Annotated in this window: 24 protein-coding genes; 14 read left to right on the top strand and 10 right to left on the bottom strand. The window is 43.7% G+C overall.

Annotation, left to right across the window (positions count from 1 at the left end):
* Positions 1-66: 66 nt before the first annotated feature.
* From Q0R52_RS06960 to Q0R52_RS06945, 4 genes are all read left to right on the top strand, one after another.
* Entirely contained in the window at positions 67-474 is a 408-nt protein-coding gene (locus Q0R52_RS06960; RefSeq protein ID WP_252790130.1) for a DUF4199 domain-containing protein, read from the top strand.
* Complete coding sequence (locus Q0R52_RS06955) at positions 467-772, top strand: DUF2752 domain-containing protein (protein WP_295793384.1); 306 nt, start codon at positions 467-469, stop codon at positions 770-772. The genes Q0R52_RS06960 and Q0R52_RS06955 overlap by 8 nt, the downstream gene beginning before the upstream one ends.
* A 152-nt stretch (positions 773-924) precedes the next feature.
* Positions 925-1,404 carry a hypothetical protein gene (locus Q0R52_RS06950; protein WP_295793383.1) on the top strand — a complete coding sequence of 160 codons (480 nt, stop codon included), beginning with the start codon at positions 925-927 and terminating at the stop codon, positions 1,402-1,404.
* A 310-nt stretch (positions 1,405-1,714) separates the two neighbouring features.
* On the top strand, positions 1,715-2,077 hold the full coding sequence (locus tag Q0R52_RS06945; RefSeq protein ID WP_295793381.1) for an NINE protein: 363 nt from the start codon (positions 1,715-1,717) through the stop codon (positions 2,075-2,077).
* Positions 2,078-2,193: 116 nt separating this feature from the next.
* Here Q0R52_RS06945 and Q0R52_RS06940 read toward each other — a convergent pair whose 3' ends face one another.
* The 3 genes from Q0R52_RS06940 to Q0R52_RS06930 all read right to left on the bottom strand — a co-directional run bounded on the left by Q0R52_RS06940 (position 2,194) and on the right by Q0R52_RS06930 (position 4,568).
* The gene (locus Q0R52_RS06940; protein WP_295793378.1) at positions 2,194-3,045 is read right to left on the bottom strand and encodes a DUF2911 domain-containing protein; all 852 of its coding nucleotides are present in this window, start codon (positions 3,043-3,045) and stop codon (positions 2,194-2,196) included.
* 438 nt (positions 3,046-3,483) lie between these two features.
* Entirely contained in the window at positions 3,484-3,990 is a 507-nt protein-coding gene (locus Q0R52_RS06935; RefSeq protein WP_295793376.1) for a hypothetical protein, read from the bottom strand.
* A complete protein-coding gene (locus Q0R52_RS06930; RefSeq protein WP_252790124.1) occupies positions 3,987-4,568 on the bottom strand; it encodes a sigma-70 family RNA polymerase sigma factor in 582 nt (193 codons plus the stop codon). Before Q0R52_RS06930 ends, Q0R52_RS06935 begins: the two co-directional genes overlap by 4 nt.
* 329 nt (positions 4,569-4,897) lie before the next feature.
* On the opposite strand from Q0R52_RS06930, the gene Q0R52_RS06925 reads away from it, so the two are divergent.
* A complete protein-coding gene (locus Q0R52_RS06925) occupies positions 4,898-5,290 on the top strand; it encodes a DUF6249 domain-containing protein (protein WP_295793373.1) in 393 nt (130 codons plus the stop codon).
* A gap of 88 nt (positions 5,291-5,378) precedes the next feature.
* On the opposite strand, the gene Q0R52_RS06920 is transcribed toward Q0R52_RS06925, so the two are convergent.
* From Q0R52_RS06920 to Q0R52_RS06910, 3 genes are all read right to left on the bottom strand, one after another.
* A complete protein-coding gene (locus Q0R52_RS06920; RefSeq protein WP_295793371.1) occupies positions 5,379-5,885 on the bottom strand; it encodes a DinB family protein in 507 nt (168 codons plus the stop codon).
* Positions 5,863-7,077 carry a HAMP domain-containing sensor histidine kinase gene (locus tag Q0R52_RS06915; RefSeq protein WP_295793370.1) on the bottom strand — a complete coding sequence of 405 codons (1,215 nt, stop codon included), beginning with the start codon at positions 7,075-7,077 and terminating at the stop codon, positions 5,863-5,865. Before Q0R52_RS06915 ends, Q0R52_RS06920 begins: the two co-directional genes overlap by 23 nt.
* Before the next feature lie 144 nt (positions 7,078-7,221).
* A complete protein-coding gene (locus tag Q0R52_RS06910; protein WP_295793369.1) occupies positions 7,222-8,148 on the bottom strand; it encodes a cobalamin-binding protein in 927 nt (308 codons plus the stop codon).
* A gap of 362 nt (positions 8,149-8,510) precedes the next feature.
* Between Q0R52_RS06910 and Q0R52_RS06905 the strand changes: the two genes are divergently transcribed.
* Positions 8,511-9,566, top strand: a complete 1,056-nt coding sequence (locus Q0R52_RS06905) for a DUF4932 domain-containing protein (RefSeq protein WP_295793366.1) — start codon at positions 8,511-8,513, stop codon at positions 9,564-9,566.
* A 291-nt stretch (positions 9,567-9,857) separates the two neighbouring features.
* On the opposite strand, the gene def is transcribed toward Q0R52_RS06905, so the two are convergent.
* Entirely contained in the window at positions 9,858-10,430 is a 573-nt protein-coding gene (gene def / locus Q0R52_RS06900) for a peptide deformylase (RefSeq protein WP_295793364.1), read from the bottom strand.
* An 18-nt stretch (positions 10,431-10,448) separates the two neighbouring features.
* A complete protein-coding gene (locus Q0R52_RS06895) occupies positions 10,449-11,681 on the bottom strand; it encodes a pitrilysin family protein (protein ID WP_295793362.1) in 1,233 nt (410 codons plus the stop codon).
* Positions 11,682-11,927: 246 nt separating this feature from the next.
* Between Q0R52_RS06895 and Q0R52_RS06890 the strand changes: the two genes are divergently transcribed.
* The 6 genes from Q0R52_RS06890 (at position 11,928) to Q0R52_RS06865 (ending at position 16,795) form a co-directional block, all read left to right on the top strand.
* Positions 11,928-12,653, top strand: coding sequence for a hypothetical protein (locus Q0R52_RS06890; protein ID WP_295793360.1), 726 nt, complete (start codon positions 11,928-11,930; stop codon positions 12,651-12,653).
* A gap of 65 nt (positions 12,654-12,718) precedes the next feature.
* On the top strand, positions 12,719-13,258 hold the full coding sequence (gene hpt, locus Q0R52_RS06885) for a hypoxanthine phosphoribosyltransferase (protein ID WP_252790114.1): 540 nt from the start codon (positions 12,719-12,721) through the stop codon (positions 13,256-13,258).
* A gap of 56 nt (positions 13,259-13,314) precedes the next feature.
* Positions 13,315-13,812 (top strand): hypothetical protein, encoded by a 498-nt coding sequence (locus Q0R52_RS06880; protein WP_295793356.1) that lies wholly within the window; start codon positions 13,315-13,317, stop codon positions 13,810-13,812.
* Between the two features lie 168 nt (positions 13,813-13,980).
* On the top strand, positions 13,981-14,745 hold the full coding sequence (locus tag Q0R52_RS06875) for a slipin family protein (protein ID WP_295793353.1): 765 nt from the start codon (positions 13,981-13,983) through the stop codon (positions 14,743-14,745).
* A gap of 217 nt (positions 14,746-14,962) precedes the next feature.
* Positions 14,963-15,829 carry a DUF1080 domain-containing protein gene (locus Q0R52_RS06870; RefSeq protein WP_295793352.1) on the top strand — a complete coding sequence of 289 codons (867 nt, stop codon included), beginning with the start codon at positions 14,963-14,965 and terminating at the stop codon, positions 15,827-15,829.
* Positions 15,830-15,877: 48 nt separating this feature from the next.
* Positions 15,878-16,795 (top strand): alpha/beta hydrolase, encoded by a 918-nt coding sequence (locus Q0R52_RS06865; protein WP_295793350.1) that lies wholly within the window; start codon positions 15,878-15,880, stop codon positions 16,793-16,795.
* A 72-nt stretch (positions 16,796-16,867) separates the two neighbouring features.
* Here the strand turns inward: Q0R52_RS06865 and Q0R52_RS06860 are convergent, their stop codons facing one another.
* Complete coding sequence (locus Q0R52_RS06860; RefSeq protein WP_252790109.1) at positions 16,868-17,746, bottom strand: transglutaminase-like domain-containing protein; 879 nt, start codon at positions 17,744-17,746, stop codon at positions 16,868-16,870.
* A 43-nt stretch (positions 17,747-17,789) separates the two neighbouring features.
* Here Q0R52_RS06860 and Q0R52_RS06855 point away from each other — a divergent pair, with 43 nt between their 5' ends.
* Positions 17,790-18,575 (top strand): class I SAM-dependent methyltransferase, encoded by a 786-nt coding sequence (locus tag Q0R52_RS06855; RefSeq protein WP_295793347.1) that lies wholly within the window; start codon positions 17,790-17,792, stop codon positions 18,573-18,575.
* Positions 18,576-18,613: 38 nt separating this feature from the next.
* Positions 18,614-19,084 (top strand): hypothetical protein, encoded by a 471-nt coding sequence (locus Q0R52_RS06850; RefSeq protein ID WP_295793345.1) that lies wholly within the window; start codon positions 18,614-18,616, stop codon positions 19,082-19,084.
* Positions 19,085-19,120: 36 nt separating this feature from the next.
* On the opposite strand, the gene Q0R52_RS06845 is transcribed toward Q0R52_RS06850, so the two are convergent.
* The gene (locus Q0R52_RS06845) at positions 19,121-20,257 is read right to left on the bottom strand and encodes a polymerase (RefSeq protein WP_295793344.1); all 1,137 of its coding nucleotides are present in this window, start codon (positions 20,255-20,257) and stop codon (positions 19,121-19,123) included.
* Between the last annotated feature and the right edge of the window lie 153 nt (positions 20,258-20,410).

Genomic DNA, 20,410 nt, shown 5'->3' with positions numbered 1-20,410 from the left:
TTAGTTCCTGCCTTCTGATTAATCTCTGATCTCTAACCTCTAGTCAATTATAAACCAACCTATACTATGAAGAATGCAATTATTTTTGGCCTGTTGATAGGCGTTTTAAGCGGAGCCTGGATGTTTATTATGCACGCACTGGGCTATTCTCCGCAACAAAGCGGCGTTGAACCGATTGAATATGTATCCGTAATTATTCCGTTAATAATTTTATACCTGGGCGTGCGCAGTTATCGCACCAACGAATGCGGTGGCAAGATGGGTTTTTTAGAGGCCCTGATGCAAAGCTTTAAAATATTAATTGTGGGGGGCATAGTAACGGTTGTCGCCGCTATAATTTTCATCGATGAATTTGCAAAAGAGGCCAGCCTGATGAATTTTTCGGGCAGGATATTTGGCGCCCTGTTAGTTGGCATTTTATTTTCACTGGGCGTGTCGGTACTTTTCACCAGCAAACCCAATAAGGTTGATTAAAACAGTTTTCCATAAATACTTTGAACTTGCGTTTTGGGTGGTGGCGCTTATAGCTTTAGCCATTGCTAATCCAACCGACCAATCACACTTTTCGTTATGCCCGTTAAAACTGATGGGCATAACCTGGTGCCCCGGCTGCGGCCTGGGGCATTCCATTTCGTTTCTGTTTCACGGCGATATTAAAAGCTCCTTTCATTCACACTGGTTGGGGATACCGGCGCTGGGTATGATCTTATACAGGGTTTATGCTTTAGCGAGGCTGAGGATGGAAGAAAATATGAGGTTGTCTGAACCATGATTTTGAGGATTTATTGATTACCATGATTCCTTAACGCGGCCCTCACCACTGAGTTTAGCGTAAGTTCCACCAACGCCAATAAAATTGCCCCATTATTTTAAACCTTTCGTTCCGGCTGACGTCTAACCGGGGTAAACCTTAACTTTTACCCTATGCGCCTTATAAAAAAACTACTGCTTGCAGGCAGCCTGGTTGCTATCCTGGGTTCGTGCAAAAAAGAAACTGTAAAACCGGCAAATGTTATATCGTACAAAGTTGACGGTATTGTGAAAACTTTTAACCCGGATGCGTCTTACTTTGCCGACAATTCATTATTGATTTCTGGCGGCGGAGGTGCCAGTCCGGAAATATCGCTTTACATTTATACCAATACCAAAGTCGAGAATTTTTATTTTCAACGCAGAGGCGATAACGCAATTGGCTCATACCAGCCAGGTGGATTTGTAAGTGACTCAGGAAAACTGGTTATCAGCTCATTTGATGGCAAGCGCATTAGCGGAACATTCGAATTCAGGGGCCGAAACAGCCATGGTAGTAAAAACATTACTGAAGGGCAATTTACTACCGAGGTAATTAATTTTACCAGGGATATCGTGCTGCCGCCTGAAATCGATCCATCTACCGATAATTAGACCGCTGATTATTATGATTTTTCGCAATTGTTTATTTCTTTTAAGGCACTCAAGAGGGCTGCGCCGTTGCGTTGATTTCGCGGATTATAGATACAGCGCACCACCAGCAATTCGATAAATCCGAAATCGAACATCCGACCGCGTGCCGCCTTAGCTTTAGCGGTGGCGCAAATCCGACATTATTTCACCGCTTTATTCCCCGTCCTCACCGATAACTTTATTCTGTTAGCCAACTTTGCGTAGGCCAAATTTTAATTCTACCTTAGTTTTATGTCGCAATTAAGAATAATCACCTAAAAAAATTAAGAAAATGGACATGTATCAAAATCCTTATATGGCGTTTCCGGGGATAACTCCAGAGGAAATGGGTTTTTTACAACAAGGCACCGCTGAACTTACTGAAAACCAGAAAAAATATTTTTATATGGCGTATTCAGGCAAAAGGAAATCTGAGCAGGATTTGCTGATCTTCTGCCTGGTGGGCTTGTTTTTAGTGCCCGGCCTGCAGCGGTTTATCGTTGGCCAGATAGGCATGGGCTTGTTATATTTCTTTACAATTGGTCTTTGCTTTATCGGCTCAATTGTCGACCTGATAAACCATAAGTCGCTTGCTGCTGAGTATAACAGAAAAATGGCCTATGAGTGCTTCCAGATGGCAAGAATGAGCAGTTAAAGAAAGTTACCGCCGCGGCGATTAAAATAAAAAAGGGCAAAAAATAAAATATTTTTTGCCCTTTTTTATTGGCATGCCATTTAATTCCTAAAAATGGAATTTTCTTCCAAAAACCATTAACTCTTAGCCTTATCAATCACCGCCTGGTTCAGGCGCACATACTCTTCGTCGTTTGATGCCTTTGCCAGTGCAACGCCTTCCTGGGCTGCTTTGATAGCTGCCGTTTTGTCGCCCATTTTTAAGCGGATACGAGCTTCCCATAATTTATACCATGGACCCTTCGGTTCAACCTTTTGGGCCTCCAGCGCCCAGCCAAGGGCTTTTTTCATGTCTTTATTGTTTTCGTAATAATATTGTATCGCATTAAAGTAATACGGCTTACGGTCTCCCTGCATCAATTTGTCAATATTGGCTGTAATTTTGGCATCATCATCAGTATTTAACTTAATGTATACCGAGGTGTGGTCCCAAACCAGGTGCAAATCAGCCGAATGGGTGGTTACATCGGCAAATTGTATGGTAAAGCTCTCCCGTTTTTCGGCGCGGTATGTGGACTTAACTTTAACGCGCAGCAGGTCGTCTTTTTCTTTGTAGCTATAAGCGCCCCATTGTTTAGCTGTTTTATTCAGTATAATGGTCCATTCAGTTTTGTCGGGAATAGTGAACAACGAATACGTGCCGGCGGGTACGCTGTGGCCCTCAAAAATCACATTTTCGGTAAAGCTGATGGTTGTGGCTGCGTTGGCACCGGTACGCCAAACTTCGCCGTAAGGGTTTATGCCGCCAAATATCACGCGGTCCTTAACGCTTGGACGTGAATAAGTTATGGTAACTTTGCCAAGTCCAAAATCCTGTATAATAGTTTGCGTTGGGCTGGCTTCGGGTATGCGCGGCACCTGCTGTGCATTGCTTTTAAAACATATTCCTGCTAAAAAAATAGCCAGTACATATAGGTAACACTTTTTCATATTTAGTTTTTGAGTTATAAACAAGAGTCAAAATACAAGATCCAAGAGCCGGGAAAATGGGGGTAAGCCGACAAATCTTTATAAAAAGTATCACAGCGCCTGTATTCCTTTTCTTGTTGATTCCTGACTCTTGCTTCCGGGTTCTTATTACCGCTAAGTTATTAATTGTAGTTTGATTATTATAACAGTATCAGACTGGAAAATATTGCAAAGGTAAAGTGTATTAGGAAAATATTTTTTCTTAAAAAATAAAAGCCCCCCACACTTGCTGCGGGGGACTTTCAACCTAAACCTTATCACAATTGAACTGGTGAGAGCCAGTCCGCATATCATTTATCAATTACTGTACCAAAAATTATTTACATGATATTTTTTATTGCAAACCCCTGAATTGGTGTATACAACAGTAAATACTTTGTTGTTTTTTTTGTACACCAATTAGTCCGTATGTGCCTGTTTTTTACGGCGCAGGTAAGCGTCGAATAAGAACAAGCCTAATACCACATCAAAAAACATAAAGCCTTCAACCAGTGGCTTCGAAAAATGCATGCTTACTTCGGGCATTTTAAAATTTGCAGGCACCTTGGGTAAAATATCGGCTGTGCCCATCGATGCAAAATTCATTTTTGTAAACGCAAATACCAGGAAGCCCGTTAGCGTTATCACAAAAAACAAGGCAATACCCATTACAATACGTTTATTAATAGCGGCTTTAAGCGGCACCAGTGCCTGCTCGGTACGGATAGCCTCAATTACATTATAAGTAAAGGCCATTGACGGTTCATCGAGCTCCATTGTTGCAAATTCCCTGTTAAGGGCCAGCAGTTCTTTGTATTTAAGCCGAACCGCCTCATCGCTTGCAATAAGCTTATTAATCGCGCTTTGCTCATCTGCTGTGCAGGTGCCATCAATATAGTTCCAAAGTTTTTCTTCTATGTTATTCATATCAGTTCTTTAGCTTCATGTTTTAAATTACGCTCCAGCTTTTCTTTTAAACGCTGGCGCGCCCTGAATAATTTTACTTTTATCGTATTTGCTTCCATCCCCATGGCCTGTGCAATTTCCTCGAGCGATTGCTCGCCTTTGTAAAACATGGTGATGATGGTTGCATCATCCGGTAAAAGCTGTTCAATAGCCTGGTTAAGATAAAACGACCGCGATTTGTTCTCCGCATCGTTAACATCATAAGCCGACGATTGGTTTTCTACCTGTATATAAGTGTCTTCATCATCAATCGAATCAGTATCCACCCGTCTTTTTCGTAAGAAAGTCATGGCGGTGGTATATACAATACTGTACAGCCATGTGCTGAATTTTGATTGCCGCTGAAACGAACCCAGGGAACGGTAGGCTTTTATAAAGCAATCCTGAGCAATCTCTTCGGCATCTTCTCTTCCTTTTGCAAAGCGCATGGCAAGTGTAAACACAAAACGCTGGTGCCGTTTAACCAAATCGGCATACGCCGCCTGGTTACCCGCCAGCACCTGGTCAATTAACTCGATATCTGAAAGCTTGCTCTGCATCTGTTATAGCTCTCTGACTACGTGTTTTTGTTTAAGGTTACACTGCTTTGTAAAATTAGGTATAAGTAGCAGTAATAAGTAGCAGTTGTAGTTTTATTATATAAATGGATATACGGCGTAAGTGCTTTTTGAGCAAATTCGTCTGAACTGCTACTTACCCTTGCTACTGACTTCAGCTACTTTTAAAACTGCAAACTCAAAACTGCCCACTGCAAACTTTTTTTCACCCGAGTGTAACCTCCTTCAAAACCATGTGGTCATAGCTTACAAATACACCATCGGGGTGTTTAAAACAAGCACATTTATTAACTTTTAAAAAATAAAATATCATGGATAAGACAGCACAACTGGGAGTAATGGCAGGCATTATAATACCTCTCGCCCTTTTTGCAATGATTTTTGGCGTAGTTTACCTGGCCAAGCGCGAAAGAATGGCAATGATTGAACGCGGAATGGACCCACGCCGCTACAAACCACAATCGGCACCTTTTCAAACTTTAAAATGGGGTTTATTACTAATTGGCGCCGGTGTCGGCTTATTTCTCGCCTTCCTGTTAGACAATACTGTATTTAGCAAAATGAGGGGTGAATTTAATGACAATCCCAATGTGGCCATATACTTCGCGCTGATTGCCATATTTGGCGGTGGCGGCCTATTTGTTTCTTTTTTGATGGAGAAGAAAGAAACTGATAAAAACAGTAAGGATAAGTTGGAGGAGTAAAGGAAAGAGCCAGGAATCAAGAGCCAGGAATCAAGACAGGAATGCAAATCGTCCATCTTGATTCTTGGCTCTTGGCTCTTGATTCTTTTTATAAATACCTTTCCTTCAAAATATTCCAGTGATGCTGTTCGTGCCCTGCAATCATATAGGCATAGGCCCTTGGCGAAAAAGGGCTGCCGCTGGCGATCCCGGTTTGTTTGGATTGTGCATCGGTCATATTGCGGAACAGGAATAAACTGCATTCGCGTACTGTCTTCAACTCATTTGCGAGGTCTTCAAGCGGGCGGCAGTTAAAGGTCGCCTGCTTCATGTAAACATCCTGGTCAAAGCCCGGCAGGGTAACCGACTCGTGCGAAAACACCAGTGCCCGGTAAGCAAAAATCCTTTCTGTATCGGCCATGTGGCCTACAATTTGTTTAATGGTCCACTTGCCTTCGGCGTAGGCATACATCGCTTTGTCGGTAAGGCTGCTAAAGAGTTCATAGCTTTCATTCTTTTGGCGCTCCAGGATATCAAGTATCGGATCGCTGCCTACAAGGTTTACGTAAAGCGCGGCAAATTCTGAGTACTCGTCAGTGTTTGGTCTGCTTATCATGTCGTACATTTTTTAATATGATTCTAAAAGTTGTGCCTTTCCCAAGCTCCGAATCCTTCACAAATATATGCCCGTTATGATAGTTTTCTATCATCCGCTTGGTTAGCGACAGGCCCAGCCCCCAGCCCCGTTTCCGGGTAGTGTACCCAGGCTGAAACACCGTATCGAACTTTGAACGCGGTATACCCTTGCCTGTATCAGTTACATCAATAAATACCTGTTTTTTTATTTTGTTGCCCGATATATCTACATGTATCGAACCCTTGCCCTCTATCGCATTTACTGCGTTCTTGAGGAGGTTCTCCAGCACCCAATCAAACAGGGGGATATTTACGCCCGCCTGCAAATGCGGGTTGCCGGTTAATTGGAAGGTGATGTTTTTACTTACGCGAACTTTAAAATAGTCCACAAAATCCTTTACTACTTCATAAACGCGGTGCTCCTCCAATTTTGGTGTAGAGCCTATTTTCGAAAAACGGTCGGCAACTATTTCCAGCCGCTTTACATCGTTTTCCATCTCGGCAATCAGGGGGTCGTCTTCGGCATTAAATTTCTCCTTCATCAGCTCAATCCAAGCCATTAACGAGGATATGGGTGTACCCAGCTGGTGTGCTGTTTCCTTCGCCAATCCCACCCAAACCTGGTTTTGCTCCGATTTGCGCGAAGAACTAAACGCAGTATAGGCCACCAATAAAAAAATGGCAATTACCGAAAGCTGTATGTAAGGGAAAAATTTCAATTGCGTAAGCAGAGGACTGTCTTTATAATAAACAAGCCATTCCTCGCCATAAACTTTATACTTTATTGGGGAGTGCTGACCCTGCATGTAAGCAAGCTCCTGCTTAAAATACTCCGGGTCGTATTTTTTCGTTTTGCTGTTTTCAGCTTCCAGCTTTATGTAAGTTTTGGTGGGGTCGAGTCCGCGCGTAAACTGCACATCACCTTTTTTATTGGTAACAATGGCCGGCACACTCAAACTATCGCGAACAGAAACTACGTAACTCAAAAAATCATCATCATCGGCTATCAGCAAATGTTTCATGCTTAGCGCCCACACTTCGGCGCGTGTACGCTCGGAGCGGGCAATGTTACGCGCCAAATAACTGGTGTAGAGCAACGACCCGCTGGCTATAACCACCGCAAAGGTAAGTAACGAATATTTCCAGCGTTTTTTTTGTTGGTATGGATTCATTTGTAAGAAGTCCGAAAGTCGGAAAAGTCAGTAAAGTCCGAAAGACGAAACGCTTAAACGGCGACATTCTTATATCGGCACAAATTACATATTTAACGCGAGAGTGCGTAGGGGCATGTTATCTAAATCGGCAATCTGCGGGTTTTATACGCCAAATCTTATCCATCCATCCCCTTCATATCCAAAAGCAAATTGTTTTGGGTTGATAATTTCTGCTAAAATTTCAATTGAATCCACTATCCGCGGGCCCGGGCGGTTAAAATACTGGTTGCCGTCGGCAATGTAAACCCGGTTGTTTTTTACCGCCTTCATTTCGTTAAAGCCCGGCAATTGCAATATAATATCCACCTCTTTTAAAGTCCGTTCGATGGAAAATCCGCAGGGCATAATCAAAATTATCTCCGGGTTTTGCAGGCGGATGTCGTCCCATTGCACATAAGGCGAATGTTTGCCCGCCTCGGTTAAAATATTGGTGCCGCCGGCAATGCTTACCAGCTCGGGTATCCAATTGCCTGACAGCATCATTGGCTCCAACCATTCAATGCATGCGACCGTCGGTCTGCTGTCGCTGAATTTTAATTTATGACGGATGATATCGACACGTTCCTGCAGGTCTTCAACCACTCTTTCGCCTTCGGCGGGCACGTTCAATGCTTTTGCAACTGTTTTTATATCATTAAAAATATCATCCAAACTATTGGGTTGTAAGGAAACAATGCGGCCCTCCTTATCCAAATAATTTGCCAGGGCTTCTTCAACTTCTGTTAATGAAACAGCACAAACTTCGCATTGCGCCTGGGTGATCACCACATCGGGCGCCAGTTCTTTTACCACATCACGCTTTACCGTATAAACCGATAAGGCATCAGCCAAAATTTCTTTAACCTTAACATCAATGGCCGCACTTCTTAAATTATCCGGGAAATTGGCTTCGGAGCATACCGGCAATTGCTTAACCGATGCCGGGAAATCGCACTCATGCGACCGCCCAACCAGGTTTTCTTCGAGGCCCAATAGACAAACAATTTCGGTTGCTGAAGGGATTAATGAAACTATTTTTAACGCGCTCATATTTCAAAGCGCTAAGGTAAGGAATGTAAATATAAGGGCGATGTAATTGTTTAAATCGCTGTTTTAGCACAGTCCTGCGACCTGCGCTGATGAGTGACGCCCCTTTGGGGCTGGGGGTATTGTGTATCACCATGATTAACTTCGAATCAAAGTACGTTCCGACCTCTTTAAAATTGAAGACGTACTTCAAGCTCCAACGGAGCGCTATTCATCAGCGCAGGTCGCAGGCCTGTGCTACAAAGAATTGCACCGAGCCGTTATTCCGTCCCAACCTGTTCATCAGCAAAAAAAGCCCCTTCATCAATTACAATTTCAATAGCCGGTTCGGCATCGCATGTTTGCGTTACCTAATTTTTATTGAAATGAAAAAACTTATTATCCTCTTTTTAATTGCATTGCTGCCTGTTGCAGGCATTTGCCAGGGCGAATTGAAAGTAAACGTACACCCCGGCGTCGAACTGTTTACCATCATTCAAATTTTGGGCGATAAATACCCGCAGCCCAATCCCTCAGCCTACAGCAAAGAGGTAATGAACTACTTCGGTAAGTATAAAGACCATCCGGCAGTAAAAAAGGTAATATCGTTTGATAAAACCTATACCGACCTGGTTGAGCTCGGTTGGTGCATGAGCGATTTTCCCAACATAAAAATTTATGAACCTGCTGAATTAAGCTGGTACAAAATGTACGGCAAAGAAAATGTGCTGGAATACATAAAGCTGTGCAGAGACTTTTTTAACGATACACAGTTTTGGGCCTTCTTCCAGCAACACCAGGCGCGGTATACAAAATGGGGCGACGATTTAAAAGCCAATGTCGACTCGGGTAAGCTGATAAAGAAGCTGCAGGATTTTTACAGGTACGATGCGGCCATCAACTGGGATATTTGTATAGATCCGCTCAACAGCTGGGGCTCGCACGCCATTATGACCAAAACACTTAACCCGCAATTTTCAGACTGGCTGGTTTATAATACGGGCTATTTTAAAGAGGGTGGGGCGAAAGACGCAGATCCCGTTTTTGAATTCAGGGATTTTGAAAACCTGGTTTGGCACGAGGGAAGTCACGTGTACATCAGCACCTTGCTCAAAAAATACCAGAAGGAAATTGATGAATTATCATACCTGTATAACAAAGACGACGAGGGCATGAAACGCAACCAAATCAACAACTGGCCCTATTGTTTCGATGAAAATATGGTGCGTTCCATTACTGCGGCACTTTACAAAAAATACCGTACCGAACGGGCATATAAACGCCAGGTTGCCCGCCAAACAGCAAGCGATTTTATTTATGTAGATGAACTTGCACCGTTTATTTACGATAATTATATCAACTCGGCCAAATACAAAAACTTCGCTGATTTTTTCCCGGAGATAATAAAATACCTGCAAGCCAAATACCCTAAAAAAGCCTGAACATGAGAAAAGCTATTTTTTTGCTACTGCTTTTACCGACGAAATTATAGGCGGTTGATTATAAACAAAAGGTAAACATTTATGTAAATGGAATGCGGATATTTTCAAAGGTCATATCACCTGATGAATAATTTGCCATGGCCAATTTCAAAGCACAGCTGGACAGAAAGGTTATTTGGGAAAATGAGCTGGCGTTTAGCGTGAAATAAGGCGTTTCTACAGAGGGGAGGAACTATAGCCCAGGCTTTTAAGACTGGTGAAGCTGCTCCCCTTCAGGGGCTGGGGGCCAAACTACCTTCCCTTTTTTGCTGCCGGGAATTTCATTTTATAATCAACATCCACAATGCCTTTCGAAATATCGTTCAGCTTTTTTTCAATCATACGCTTGCGCAAAGGGTTAAGCTTATCAGTAAACAGTTTGCCTTCAATATGGTCGTACTCGTGCTGGATAACGCGGGCGGCCATACCTTTAAAAGTTTCTTCGTGGTGTTTCCAGTCTTCGTCGTAGTAGGATAGCGTTACGACTGGTTTGCGGTAAACGTCTTCCCTTATCTCGGGTATACTCAGGCAGCCTTCATTAAAGGCCCACTCGTCACCGGTTTCATCTAAAATATTGGCATTGATAAAAGCTTTCTTAAAATCTTTTAATGAAGGATCGTCATCGCCAAAGGTTGAAGCATCAATAACAAATAAGCGCATGCTCAGGCCGACCTGTGGGGCTGCCAGTCCGACGCCGTGGGCACCGTACATGGTCTCGAACATGTTTTCAACCAGTTCTTTTATATGAGGATATTCGTCAGGTTCAATTGCTGTTGCTTTGCGTCGTAAAACAGGGTCGCCGTATGCTATTATTGGAAACTTCATGGGTGCAAAAATACGGGATTATTCCTTAGGCTCAAATAGTAAGGTAATCATCTTGTTGCTATCAAAGATTTCATTACTTATAGCTAACAAATCTTCGGCGGTAACGGCATTAATTTTATCAAACAGTTGCTGCAGGGTATCGATGCAATTAAAATCGAGCAGGCTTTTGGCCATCGAGATAATCAGGCTCATGCGGTTTTCTTCGGCAAGGGCTATTTGGCCGATAAACTTTTCTTTAGCCTGGTGCAGCTGCAAGGTGCCGAGCTTATTATCGCGCAGTTTTTTTAATTCTTTGTGGATGAGTTTCGTCGCTTTTTCAGCCTTTTCGCTATCAGTGCCAAAATAAATGGAGAAAATGCCGGTATCGCTTAATGTTGTATAATTCGATTCAACGGTATAGGCAATGCCATGTTTCTCCCTTATCTCCAGGTTCAGGCGGCTGCTCATGCCCATACCGCCCAGTAAATTATTCAACAGCAATAAGCCGTTTTTATGCTGATGCGATGCCGGGTAGGCCCTGCTGCCGATAATACAATGCGTTTGCGATATGGGCTTAGTGATGATTGTTTTTGATGGCGCTATCAGGGCAGGGGCGATGCGGTTCTTTTTTGCGGAACTGGCAGGTATAGTGCCAAAGTATTTTTCGGACAGGCGAATAACCTTTTTTAAATTATAATCGCCAAAAACCGCAAAAACCATTTCCGAAGTGTTGTAGTTAGCAGCTATAAATTCGTTGATATCCGCACTGTTTAACCTGGCAACAGTTTCGGGTGTGCCTAAAATGTTGTTGCCCAGCGGGTGGCCCTTAAACAAAAGCTCCTCAAAATCATCCTGTATGGCTTCCTCCGGTTGATCGAGGTATGATGAAATTTCATCAAGTATAACGCCGCGCTCCTTTTCCTGCTCGTCTTCAGGGAAAGTGGAATGGAACAAGATATCCTCAAAAAGATCAATGGTGCGTTCGAGGTGTTGGTTCAGCAACGAGGCGTGGATGCAGGTATATTCTTTGGTGGTGTAGGCGTTTAAATCAGCGCCCACCAGTTCAAGCCTGTTTAGTATCTGGTTGGTGTTGCGGCGTTCGGTTTCCTTAAATAACAGGTGCTCTATAAAATGCGCCAGGCCGGTTTGGCGTTCAGTTTCATCGCGCGAACCTGCGTTAACAATAAAACAGCAATGCGTTATGGTCGACGCTGCATGCTTGTAAAGTATCCTGATGCCGTTAGGTAACGTGTGGAGCTGGTAATCCGTCATTTGTTTGAGGCGCAAAGATAGGGTTTTAGTGGTAAAGTTAGTAAAGTCGGAAAAGTCCGGAAGTCCGAAAGAAGAAAAGAAAAGGGCATAAAGGCCCGGCGGGAAATTTCATTATCGCGATGGGTTTAAAAACCATCGCTTTGGGAAAAGCCACGTTTTGCTTTTTTAAAGTGATTTCGCAAATCATTCACAATCATTTGTTTATTGAAAAATAGTCGTAAATTTATACTGCCAATTTCGAAAACCATGAAGACTTTGTTACTACCCATGCTGCTTGCCGTGTTGCTGTTTGCCGGTTGTAAAAAAGACAGCGTAATAATTGATGGCAACAAGAATGTTAATGGCACTTACCTGTTAAAATCGGCAACCTACACTTTGGCCGGTGTTACCTGGAGCGATAATTTTACTTATGACGACCAAAACCGCATCGTATCAAGTCATTCTACCAACTCGATTGAAACATGTAATTACAGTTATAACGCTAACAATACGTTGGCTACTGTATCAATTGTAAACAATGGTACTTTAACATTTATCGAAAAGTTCAGATACAATGCCGACTCAGTTGTGGTGCAGCAATACGCCGCCGACGGCGTTACGCCCTATTTAAAATATGCTTTTGTGCTTAGCAACAACCAGGTTATACGCTACCTTGGAGAGAATGATTATGTGATTGACTACCAACGCGACAGTAAGGGAAACGCAACCAACATTACCGGCCACAGCGCTGGAATAACCAGTTCGGTTGATATCCAGTATGATGATAAAAAGTCGCCGCTTGCCGATGTGGGGGTTAATAACCTGTTCGCGTTGTTTATGGTAAACGATGCGACATTGGGCAGCGCTAATAACGTAATTAAAACAAGCTCGATGCCTAGTACCTATACCTACCAATATTTAGCTAACGGGCTACCGGCAAGCGCCGCGGCAGCTGGCGGGCAAACAATAAAATTTGATTATTATATTAAGTAGACTGCGATTAGGGCTGAAATAATATTTTTAAGTTCAGTATCAGCACAATTATTTATCTTGGCCCAATGGAACTACAAATAGCCGACATTAAATTTGAGCCCCTCATAAAATCGGCCGCTATAGAAGAGCGTATTAAAACAATTGGAAAGCAGCTAAATGCCGACTACCAACACACCATCCCCGTGTTCGTAGGGGTTTTAAATGGCAGCTTTTTGTTCATTGCCGACATTATTAAGCAAATTGATATCCCTTGCGAAATAACGTTCACCAAGCTGGCATCGTACTACGGCGGCACAAAAAGCACGCTGAAAATACGCGACGATATCGACTTTAGCGTTGATATTAAAGGCCGCGACGTAGTAGTTATTGAAGATATTGTCGACACTGGTAACACGGCCAGCTATTTACTGGATAAATTGCGCGCAAAACAGCCTGCGTCAATAAAACTTTGTTCGCTGCTACTAAAACCGTCGGCCTTGCTAAAACCAATTGACGAATTGAAGTACGTAGGGTTTGAAATTGAGAATGAATTTGTAGTTGGCTATGGCCTCGACTACAAAGAAATGGGCCGGAATTTGAGAGATATTTATAAACGAGTGAAATAGAAAGGTTTTTTCACGTTATTATAGTGATTGAGCTTTTACCCCTCTATTTACAATAAATGAAGAAATTACCCCTGTTAATGCTTTTGGCAATTGCAGCATTAGCATTTTCCTGTAAAAAAACCAACAGTACAACCAACGCCACGACAATTTCGGTTGCTGTATCCAAGGGTCCATCGGGTGCCGAATCAAATGGGGCAACTGTTAACCTTTATGAAACTGCTGCCGCAGCAACAAGCGGTTCGCCCAAATATTCGCAGGTTACCGATGCATCAGGCAAAACAACCTTTACGGTAGCGTACCAGGCAAAATACTATATTATTGTAAAAAACAGCAGCGCCGCCAATTACTACAACGGCTATATTCCTGTCGGTATTTTCGGTTCTCAAACTGAGATAGATTACAGTCCGGCGCAATCGCCCCCGGGTATAATTGGCGGGGTGAGGTTTAGAGATACCAATGGCGATGGTGTTATCAATGCGTCGGATATTGTTGATGCCCCTTCGATAGACGTAACTCAAAACGCAAATACAAATTTTAGTGTGGTAATTTATTGATGTGTTTATGTAGAAGGAAATTCCACTTAAAAATATTCCTTCAAAACATTTCACTATCGCCAGGAATGTATATACATTTACTCAACAATCGCGTACCGGTGATACTTTCCCCGATGTCAATATTCTCCCGGATTTAACAAGGCAGGCGATTTAAACAAAACCAAAATCATGTATTTATTAATTCCAGCTTTTATCGCCCTTATTTTAATAATAATGGGCGTCCGCATTGCGCAGGAGTACCAGCGCGCCGTTGTTTTTCGTTTGGGCCGCTATCATAAAACCAAGGGTCCGGGCATTTATCTCATCATCCCGTTTGTCGACCGGCAGGTAACTGTCGATATCCGCACCAACACGGTCGATCTTGAGCAGCAGGAAACCATCACTAAAGACAGTGTAACGATAAAGGTTAATGCTGTACTATGGTTTAAGGTAACCAATCCCGAAGACGCTATTATTAAAGTGGCTAGCTACCAGCGCGCGGTTTACCAGTTTTCGGTAACTGCCTTGCGTAACATTATTGGTCAGCACCATTTGGACGAAGTTTTGCGCGAACGGGAGGAAATTAACCGCACCCTGCAAAAAATTGTTGATGCTGCCACCGAAAACTGGGGCATTAAAATTGAAATGGTAGAGATGAAGGATGTAGAAATCCCTGAATCGATGCAACGTGCAATGGCCCGCGAAGCCGAAGCCATCCGCGAAAAACGCGCCCGTATTATCAAGGCTGAAGCCGAGCTGGAAGCATCCATCAAACTTACGCAGGGTGCCAAGCAAATGGAAGGCAGCCCGATAGCCCTCGAACTGCGCCGTATGCAAATGCTATCCGAAATAGGTATCGATAACAACACCACCACGATAGTTTTGGTGCCGTCTGATTTTACCAATGCGGCTAAGAGTTTTACGGAGATGGTTAATTTGAAGAAGGAAGAATAAAACTTCATTATACCACAGGCCTGCGACCTGTGCTGATGAATTGCGCTCCGTTGGAGCTTTGAAATTTTCTTTTTCTTAATGATATCGGTAACGAATGCAAAACACCCAGCCCCAAAGGACCGGCATTCTTCAGCGCAGGTCGCAGGCCTGCGCTAAATGCAAATGCAGGGTGCACCGTCCATTCGCAAAAACCAATTTATTTCATGACATTAGCATTATGAAAAACTTGCTCCTGTGGTTTTGCTTTTTGACCGTGCTTTTATGTTCCACCTCTTTTAAACCAAAAGATGAATGGACGCCATTGCTTGATAAAAAGCTATCCCAATGGGAAATATATCAAAGTTTCCGTTTTCCTAACGGCTATAAAGGCGAAGCTCCGAAAAACGCCGATGGTACCGATGTAAAACCAATTGGCTATAACAAAAACCAGGACAACGTTTTTTCGGTTATTATGGAAGACGGCCAACCGGTATTAAAAATTTATGGCGACATATATGGCTGCGTTTTTACCAAACAGGAATTTGATAATTATCACCTGAAGCTAAAAGTAAAATGGGGCGATAAAAAGTGGGCGCCGCGTTTAACTGAGGATAAGGATTCCGGCATTTTATACCACTCTCAAGGGCCTTGCGGGGTTGAATACTGGCGCACCTGGATGCTGAGCCAGGAGTTCCAGGTAACCGAAAAAGGGATGGGCGATTTTTGGTCGCAAGCCAGTTCAAGGGCCGATGTTAAGGCCCGCAAAGACGGCAAGGATTATTTTTTTGATAACAATGGCCCCTTGACCGCATTTGGTGGCGGCACAGGCAATGGCGGTTTCTGCCATGCCGGCGTTGATGCCGAAAACAAAAACGGCTGGAATACGCTTGAATTGATAACCTATGGCGACAAAAGCATCCGAATAGTAAACGGGCAGGTGGTAATGGCGCTACAAAACAGCCGCTACATGGTTAACGGTGAAGTCAAACCACTGGTAAAAGGCAAAATACAAATACAAAGTGAAGCTGCCGAAGTGTATTATAAGGATATCATGATAAAAAAGATTGACGGGATACCCGCCGAATATCAAAAGTATTTTAACTAAACGTTGTGCCTAACGTTAACTATATCAATTAAGCTGAAATAACCATTTATGAAAACAATTTTGTGCTCCTTAATGCTCATTGGTGCGGTATGTGCAGCGCGCGCCCAGGAACAACCAATGCCATTGTATCCAAACGGAATACCCAACGCAAAGCCAACCCCCAAAACCTATGTTGAGAACATCAATAAGGATTGGATCACCAAAGTAAGCGTACCTACTATTACGCCATACTTACCGACTGCCGGAACGGCCAACGGAACCGCTGTGGTAATTTACCCGGGCGGCGCCTATGCCGGGCTTGCATCATGGCACGAAGGGCGTGATATTGCCAGGGCCTTTGCCAGCTTTGGCGTAACCGCATTTGTGGTAAAATACCGTCTGCCCAGCGATAGTATTATGGTTGATAAAACCATCGGTCCGCTGCAGGATGCACAACAGGGCGTTATTTTGGTGCGCCGCAATGCTGCAAAATGGGGCATCAAACCTGATAAGATCGGCATAATTGGGTTCTCGGCGGGTGGACACCTGGCATCAACTGAGGGCACCCATTTCGACAAGGTGCTGGTGGATGACAAAGACAATATAAGCGCCCGGCCTGATTTTATGATGCTGATATACCCTGTAATAAGTTTTGGTCCGCAGGCGCATGTTGGCTCGCGCGAAAACCTGGTAGGTAAAACGCCCGGTGCCGATTTGATAAACTTATACAGCAACGAAAAACAGGTAACCGCCAACACTCCGCCAACATTTTTGGTGCATGCGGAAGATGACGACGTTGTGCCCGTTCAAAACAGCCTGATGTTTTACGAGGCCCTGCTGGCAGCGAAAGTTAAAGCTGAAATGCACCTGTTTGAAGAAGGCGGCCATGGTTTTGGCATGAACAATTCGAAAAACAAAGGCAAATGGATGGATTGGGCGAAGGAGTGGTTGGTGGAGAATAAATTCGTAAGCCCCCCAGCCCCCTAAAGGGGGAGGCAAGCCCCAAAAACCCTAAAGGGGAACAAAAAATTATCGCTTTGCAAATCAAAAGTTCCCCCTTTAGGGGGTTAGGGGGCTTGGGCTATCGATCATGCTTAGCAATTCATTCAACTCAGCCACCTTATCCTTCGCCCCCAAATGTTCGTATGCGCTCACCAGGTTGCGCAGCACCCGTTTGATGATGTCAGTATTGGAGCAGGGTTCGTAAAATTGCTTATCAAATTTTAAGTTCAGCTGTTTTAAAAACATGTCAACATCACGGCGGCCGAAGATAAAGCCCTTGTTAAAGGCGTTAATGTAAAATAAAATGCCACCCTCGAATTCGCTTTGCAGGCTTTCATCTAAATAGGCTAAAATAAAATGCTGCGGCAGGTTAACGCCATACACTGGTATATCCAGCTTTTGGGCGATGATGGAATAAATGATGGCCAGCGAAATCTGGTTGCCTTTTTTTGTTTCCAGCACCTGGCTTATATAACTGTTTTGTGGGTCGAGGTGGTTGGCGGTGTTGCCGCTAAAGCCGTAGATATTATAAAAAACGTGGTTGATCAGTTTCACCTGTTCGGCAGGGCTGGCCTCGTTCATCATCTGTATCCAGATGTCGCGCTTAATGGCTTCAATTTGGTTGATGACCTTTTGCTCGTCAAGATCGGGGTATTGGTAACGGTTTATTATCAGTATGCCCTGCAGTAAATCAAACGCGCCGCTTTGGTGCCAGAGCTGCAGGTCGTTTTTTACTATGCTGAACTGGATTTCGTGCACCAGGTTGGCGAGGCGTTCCTGTTGCAAGGGGCCGAATGCCTGCTCCCACGCGCCTTCAAGGTATTCAATAACTTCGGGGCCGTAGGATAGTAACTTATCATGAACGTGTTCAAATATCTCGCTATCCGGGTCGTCCAATAAACGTATCAGTGAATTTACTTCTGTTGGATTTATCATGCTATCACGCTAAAATACTAAACGTTTCTATATTTTTACAGCCATGTTTAATTTTAGGTTCGCTACAGATTATGTGCTGCACAAGCTGAAAGCCAAAAACAGGCACGGTGTACACTCGCCATTTGTCTACCGGCTTATAGATGATGTAATTTACGATTTTCGCGCCAAAAAAGTATACACCGAGGTTGAGAACATCCGCAACGGGCTAATAAATGACACGCGGATTATAACCGTAACCGACCTTGGCGCAGGTTCGCATGTAAATAATAATCGCCAGAAAAAGATAAGCGACATTGCCCGAAACGCCCTAAAACCACCTAAACTGGCCCAGTTGCTGCACCGCCTGGTAGCCGATTTAAAGCCCCGCAATATTATTGAACTGGGTACCTGCCTCGGCACAACCACCCTTTACCTGCAAAATGCCGCACCGGATGCAAAAGTTTACACCCTGGAGGGCTGTCCCGAAACTGCCCGCATAGCGAAAGAAACATTTAAAAATGGCGGCATTGATGCCGTTGAACCTACCGTCGGCAACTTTGACGATACCTTGTCTGGCATCATTGATAATCTGCCCCAGCTTGATTTTGTGTTTGTGGACGGCAATCATCAAAAAGATGCCACTCTTAAATATTTTGAATGGTGCCTGCCCAAAGTACACGAAAATACCATGCTTATTTTTGACGACATTTACTGGAGCCAGGGCATGAAAGAAGCCTGGGCGCAGATAAAAGCACATCCGCAGGTTACAGTAACTACCGATTTATTTTGGATAGGGCTCGTGTTTTTTAAACCGGGACAAGCGAAGGAGGATTTCTTAATTAAGTTTTGATTTCACCGATTTTGAAAAGATTTCACCGATTTTAGGCGATGCAAAAAACGATAAAAATCACAGCTATTATAATAGGGTTAGCATTGATTGGATTAGTCGGCCGGTGCTTTTATATGGTTGCTTGCATTAGCTGTACCTATCCACCTATAAAAGAATATAAATTTGAAGGAACGGTAGAACAATTTGGCGAGGCGCTACACACATTGTCGCTCAGCGACGCTAATTTCACCTATAAGATATCCCGAAGAGATAGCACGCAACAAGAAGATAATGGTGATCGCGATATGGTCGTCAATATAAAGCACGGCAGCGATACAATTAGGTATGATTTAGTGTGCGATCCAGAAGACAGTACTGCGCATATAAAACTTGTTGCCGCTTTTAAAAATACCACCTATGGTGGTTATACAGGTGAATCGCCTAAGGTAAAATTACTTTTAGGGATTTTTGAAAGTGACTTTTTGAAAAAATTGAAGCAAACTGCTCATGTTGTTCTGACAACGGAGTAATCTTCAAAGCGGTTTTCGTATCTGCACATCCGCACATCAAAAGCTTTGTCCCAGAGCTACATACAAGCCGCTTTCCCGTTTCTCGCCCGCCGGTTTTTGGCCAACGCCGTAATCCATGCGGATAGCGAGTCCCTTTTCTATATCAAAAAAGTAACGTACGCCGCCACCATAATTTGGCTTTAGCTGGTCGGTGCTGAAGGCTGAATGAAATACCTCACCGGTGCCAACAAAACCGACTATACCAAAGCGTTTATCAATGCGGTACCGCAATTCGGTTTGCCCGGCAATATAGTTACGGTCGCGGTAGCGGCCCTGGTAGTAGCCGCGCATCATTTCGTCGCTGCCCATTTGCGGCAGCAGGTAAAACGGCGACCGGCCGCCAGTGAGGCTTTGCTCCTGTATATCGAGCCCCAGCACCAGTTGTTTGGCTAACAGGAAGAATTGCGAATATTCGATATTAAAAAAGCCGCCCCTGTAGCCGTTATTTCCGTAGGTGCCATGCATTATATTGTAATAGCTGCTGATAATCATACCCTTTGTGGTATAGGTATTGTTATTCCGGGTATCGAATGTAAAGCTCGGGCCGATATAGGCGCTGGCGCCGCCGTGCCTGTCTTGTACCGCAGGAGAGTACAGAATACTGGAATAATCGTAACTGTAGGGGTAAAAGTATTTTATTACGCCTGCTACAACGCCCACGTAAAAGTTATCGCCCAGGCGTTTCTCGCCGGCGAAGCCCAGTTTATACCGTTTTTCGCCCGTATGTTTTTCGTCGGCTGTCTTTGTGTTATTGCCTACGCCGTAAAAATTAAACGGATAATTGTAAAAGCTGATTACACCTGTATAGTGTAATTTATTTTGTGGTGTCCAATAGTTAGCATTAAGGCTAAGTTTAACCTGCCCCTTTGTGGTGAGGGTTGAGTAACCAAACAAGCTGGAGACGCGGGTGCCGCGGTCGAGCGTGTCGGTATAAAATGAAAACAATGCTGCGCCGCCAAATTCAACGCCTGTTTCTGGCGCGGAACTAAGAGCGGGTAGCAGCACAAAACCTGGCTTGCGGCTGGTGTCTTTTCTAAAATACATCTGCCTGATAAATTTTGGCAAAAAGTTTAACTGTGCGAAAACGCTCTGGAAGCTAAGCAGGAATATACAGAAGATTAAAAGTTTTTTCATGTAGCAGGCGCTGCGAAGATAGGGCATTTTGAGGGCAATATAAACCCTGCTGTGCTGAAGTAATGTAAGTTTACGGCATAAATTTCCGATTGTTAAAATCAGCGTTTTAAAAACAAATCGCTATAATTCATCAAAATACCTACTTTTGCACCA

The organism is Mucilaginibacter sp., assembly GCF_025359345.1.
GTDB lineage: Bacteria > Bacteroidota > Bacteroidia > Sphingobacteriales > Sphingobacteriaceae > Mucilaginibacter.
This window is presented reverse-complemented; position numbering and strand designations above follow the sequence as displayed.